Source organism: Bacillus sp. JJ1764 (assembly GCF_036962145.1).
Lineage (GTDB): Bacteria > Bacillota > Bacilli > Bacillales > Cytobacillaceae > Neobacillus.
Map to the genome: position 1 here is coordinate 1 of NZ_JBALNY010000250.1, position 4195 is coordinate 4195.

4 protein-coding genes and 1 other annotated feature are annotated in these 4195 nt (G+C 39.0%); of the genes, 3 read left to right on the forward strand and 1 reads right to left on the reverse strand.

Features of this window, described 5'->3' with window-relative positions; genetic code table 11:
- Positions 1 to 252 precede the first annotated feature (252 nt).
- Positions 253 to 837 carry a YdcF family protein gene (locus V7083_RS23400; RefSeq protein ID WP_335482582.1) on the forward strand — a complete coding sequence of 195 codons (585 nt, stop codon included), beginning with the start codon at positions 253 to 255 and terminating at the stop codon, positions 835 to 837.
- Positions 838 to 873: 36 nt separating this feature from the next.
- Here the strand turns inward: V7083_RS23400 and proS are convergent, their stop codons facing one another.
- Positions 874 to 2304, reverse strand: a complete 1431-nt coding sequence (gene proS, locus V7083_RS23405; RefSeq protein ID WP_335482584.1) for a proline--tRNA ligase — start codon at positions 2302 to 2304, stop codon at positions 874 to 876.
- Between the two features lie 231 nt (positions 2305 to 2535).
- Positions 2536 to 2753: a binding site (T-box leader), on the reverse strand.
- Between the two features lie 162 nt (positions 2754 to 2915).
- Between proS and V7083_RS23410 the strand changes: the two genes are divergently transcribed.
- Both V7083_RS23410 and V7083_RS23415 read left to right on the forward strand, forming a co-directional pair.
- Entirely contained in the window at positions 2916 to 3053 is a 138-nt protein-coding gene (locus tag V7083_RS23410; protein WP_335482586.1) for a hypothetical protein, read from the forward strand.
- A 93-nt stretch (positions 3054 to 3146) separates the two neighbouring features.
- Positions 3147 to 4043 (forward strand): cupredoxin domain-containing protein, encoded by an 897-nt coding sequence (locus V7083_RS23415; protein WP_335482588.1) that lies wholly within the window; start codon positions 3147 to 3149, stop codon positions 4041 to 4043.
- Positions 4044 to 4195: the final 152 nt, after the last annotated feature.

The window sequence follows — 4195 nt, forward strand, 5'->3', positions numbered from 1 at the left end:
GCATAATAATCCCCCACCGCCCAGCCAAGTCCGACGAGCCAAATGAGGAAAAAGAAAACGGCAATGACTGTGATGGTTCGAACAAGGTTTTTACTCAAAAAAAATCTTCCTTTCACGACCTTTTCTTTTATTTAATCATAGTTAAAACGAAAGTCAATTTTTAGTGTAAGTGAAAGTTCCTGATCATATTATGCGGTAATCAGTAGGTTTTTTTGTATAATAGAATGATGAAAAATAATTGGCGGTGTTATAATGAAATCTCTACAAAAATGGAAAATTAGTTTTATAGTTTTCATCATCTTGGCTACTACATATGGTGGTTTTCTTCAATATAAAATATCTGAATATAGTCATTTGAAAACACCAGAGAATGCGGATTATTTAATTGTTTTAGGTACATCCGTGAAAGGCCAGGTCCCTTCGAAAGCACTCTCCTGCAGAATTAACACAGCAGCCCATTTCTTACAAAAAAATAAGCATACTATTATTATAGCTTCCGGTGGTAAGGGGAAAGCAGAAAAGATTTCCGAGGCCGAGTCCATTAAACGTGAGCTTATAAAAAGGGGAATTGACGAATCAAGAATCATAAAAGAAGACCGTTCAACCAATACAAAGGAGAACATTCGCTTTTCAAAACAACTTCTCCCGGATAAAAATATGTCCGGAGTCATTGTTACTAACAATTTTCATATGTACCGTTCTCTATCAATTGCACATGATCAACATTTGAAGGTACAAGGTCTCCCTGCAAGTACACCTAAGAATGCAATTATAAAATTGTATACGCGAGAGTATTTGGCCATCACCAAGTACTATTTATTGAAATATGTTATATAGGAAAAGGCCCCTTGCCAGGGGCCCTTTTTCCATTTTTTAGTATGCTTTAGCCCAATAAACCATTTGCTTTGCTTCTTTACCGCAACAAACACATGATTCGGACAGTTGTTCCTGTTCAAACGGAATACATCTAGAAGTGGCTGTTGTCTCTTCTTTGATCTTTTCCTCACAGGCTAAGTCCCCACACCACATAGCTTTAATAAATCCAGTTTTTTCCTCTAATGTTTCTTTTAATTCGGCAAGAGTTTTTGCAACTGAAGTTCTTTCTTCTCGATGGGCCAACGCTTTATTATAAAGGTTTGCTTGAATGTCATCCAATAATTCTACAAGTTTTGCTTCTAATTGATCCAATGGTACGATGACTTTTTCCAGAGTGTCACGTCTTACCAAGACGACCTGTTTATTCTCAATATCTTTAGGCCCAACTTCTAAGCGAACTGGGATTCCCTTCATTTCGTACTCATTAAACTTCCACCCTGGCTTTTTGTCACTAGCATCAATATCGACGCGAGCCACTTTGCCAAGCTGATTTTTCAAGTCATAAGCAAAATCAAGAACACCTTCTTTATGCTGAGCAATTGGAACGATCATTACTTGGGTTGGTGCTGCTTTTGGCGGAATCACCAAGCCGCGATCATCGCCATGAACCATGATCAATGCACCAATAATCCGTGTTGTGAAACCCCAAGAAGTTTGATGGACGTATTGCAGCTTGCCTTCCTGATCAGTGTATTGAATGCCAAATGCTTCGGCAAATCCGGTTCCAAAATGATGTGATGTTCCAGATTGCAAAGCTTTTCCGTCATGCATTAAACTCTCGATCGTAAAAGTTGCTTTAGCACCAGCAAATTTCTCCTTTTCTGTCTTTTGTCCTTTTACTACCGGAATAGCCAGAATTTCTTCGCAAATCGCAGCATAAACATTTAACATTTTAATGGTTTCTTCCATGGCATCTTCGTCAGTAGCGTGTGCAGTGTGCCCTTCTTGCCATAGGAATTCTAATGTACGTAGGAATGGACGTGTTGTCTTCTCCCAACGAACCACGTTTGCCCATTGATTATACAATTTCGGAAGATCTCTATAAGAATGAATAATATTTTTATAATGCTCACAGAAAAGCACCTCTGACGTTGGGCGGACTACTAGACGTTCTGCCAGTTCTTCAGAGCCGCCATGAGTTACCCAAGCCACTTCAGGGGCAAAGCCCTCGACATGATCCTTTTCTTTTTGCAGCAGGCTTTCTGGTATGAATAATGGCATATAGACATTCTCATGTCCTGTTTCTTTAATGCGTCGGTCAAGTTCATTTTTAATATTGTCCCATAAGGCATAGCCGTACGGGCGAATAATCATCGAACCACGAACGCTTGAATAATCAATTAAATCTGCTTTTGTTACCACATCTGTATACCACTGGGCGAAATCATCGTCCATCGCCGTAATATCTTTTACAAATTCCTTTGCCATGTTGACACCTCATTTAAATTTTTAAAAATATAGCTCCGTTTTACATGGCTGTTGATTTGCGCTCCAGGCACTTCGCTTTCCGCGGGCGGTCCGGTGAGCCTCCTCGGCGCTTTGGCGCCTGTGGGGTCTCACCTGTTCCGTACTCCCGCAGGAGTCTGCGTGCCTTCCGCTCCAATCAACAGGTTCCAAAATCAACAATGAGCTTAAAACATAAAAAGGCCTTGATCCTAAAAAAGGGACCAAGGCCTGGCGGTACCACCCTACATTTAATAAAGCAATGCTTTATACACTCTCCATGATAACGGATTTGATCCGCGTGTATCTTCAAGTAAAATCCGATACAGAACTCGTGAGGCAGGTTCAAATGACTGTCTTAAGAAACCTCGCACCATTGGTTTCCTCTCTTGGTAAGACTCAAACATTTTACTAGTCCCCGTCATTGTTTCAAGTATATTTTTGAAAAAATTATATATTTCCCGAACATAAATGTCAATTGAAAATCGGGAAATTTTTCATTCTTAGCTCAGTTTTTCCAAAATACTATATTCCTAAACTTTAAACAGCTTTTAAATTAAGGTAAAATAAATGAAATGCTGGGGCAGGTGATTAGTTTGACAAAGGAAGAAAAAGATGAACTTGAATTAGAAGCAGAAGAAAAAGAATTTCTTCTTGAATTTATGAAAATGCAAAATGAAGCCCTTAAACGGATCTATCAACAAACGCTCGATAAGAAAAAAGAAGATTCATAAAACGTTCATATAGCAATATTTAACAACTGTTAATTTACATTTATAATACTCTTATGTTGTAAAAAAAGAGCAGCATTTGAGGAGTTTTCAAATATGATGATTTTTTCGGTACTATCAACTGTTATTGTAGCCATTTCCACAGGATATTCTATTGTACTCCTGTATCGTAATAAAACAAAAATTTCCAAGACTCCCGGTTTGATGATTGCCATCGGGATTGCGTGCATGGCTGGTCTTTTATCTGGCACTATTATTGGGATGGTCTCAGGTGAGATGTTTCTAGTCGTTGGTGTCAGCATGATTATTGGATTTATGATCGGCTTTTTGTCTGGTCATCCAATTGGACTATTGGCAATCATTATGAGTTCTATTTCAGGTTTATTCGGTGGAATGGTAGGCGCCGTTCTGGGAGTTTTTCTCCAATTTATTACCCCCACTATTTTGCTGGGAATTTTACTAGGAATCTATGTGATCATCAGCGGGTTAATCATTTTGTTTATCCTATCCGAAACGAAGGATCAATTCACCGTTCAGACAGAGGAAATTTCGCCCTTTGCGATTATCTCTGCAGGGGTTATTTTTGTTTCATTATTCCTTTTTTTGTATAGCAGCAATCTAGTTAACATTCCAAACAAAGCGGGGTCAACTGCTTCTGCTCAAACTAGTGAAAAAAACACTATGGTGAAAACCGTTGATAAAACCGAAGTCGACGTTTCAGAAGAAAGTACTCCTAAGGTAAAGATGCTCGTGACTGAAAAAGGGTATAGTCCCGCTACTATTCGTGTAAAAAAAGGGGTACCTGTGGAACTGGAGATTCAAAATCCTTTAGAAAACAGTTGTTTATCTATTTTTAATATCCCCGATTTTCATATTAATAATGCCAAACTTAATGTTGGTATGACAAAATTGACGTTTACGCCAGATGAAACAGGCCAGCATACTTTTAGCTGCGGAATGAATATGTATAAGGGTACTATTATTGTAAAATAGCAAAAAAGACTCTCAACATGTGTTTGGGAGTCCTTTTTATATTAATGCTCTGTTAAACTTGTCTGTTGATTTCCGCTCCAGGCACTTCGCTTTCCGTGGGCGTTTCGGCGAGCCTCCTCGGCGCTTGCGCCTGCGGGGTCTCTCCAGAACCG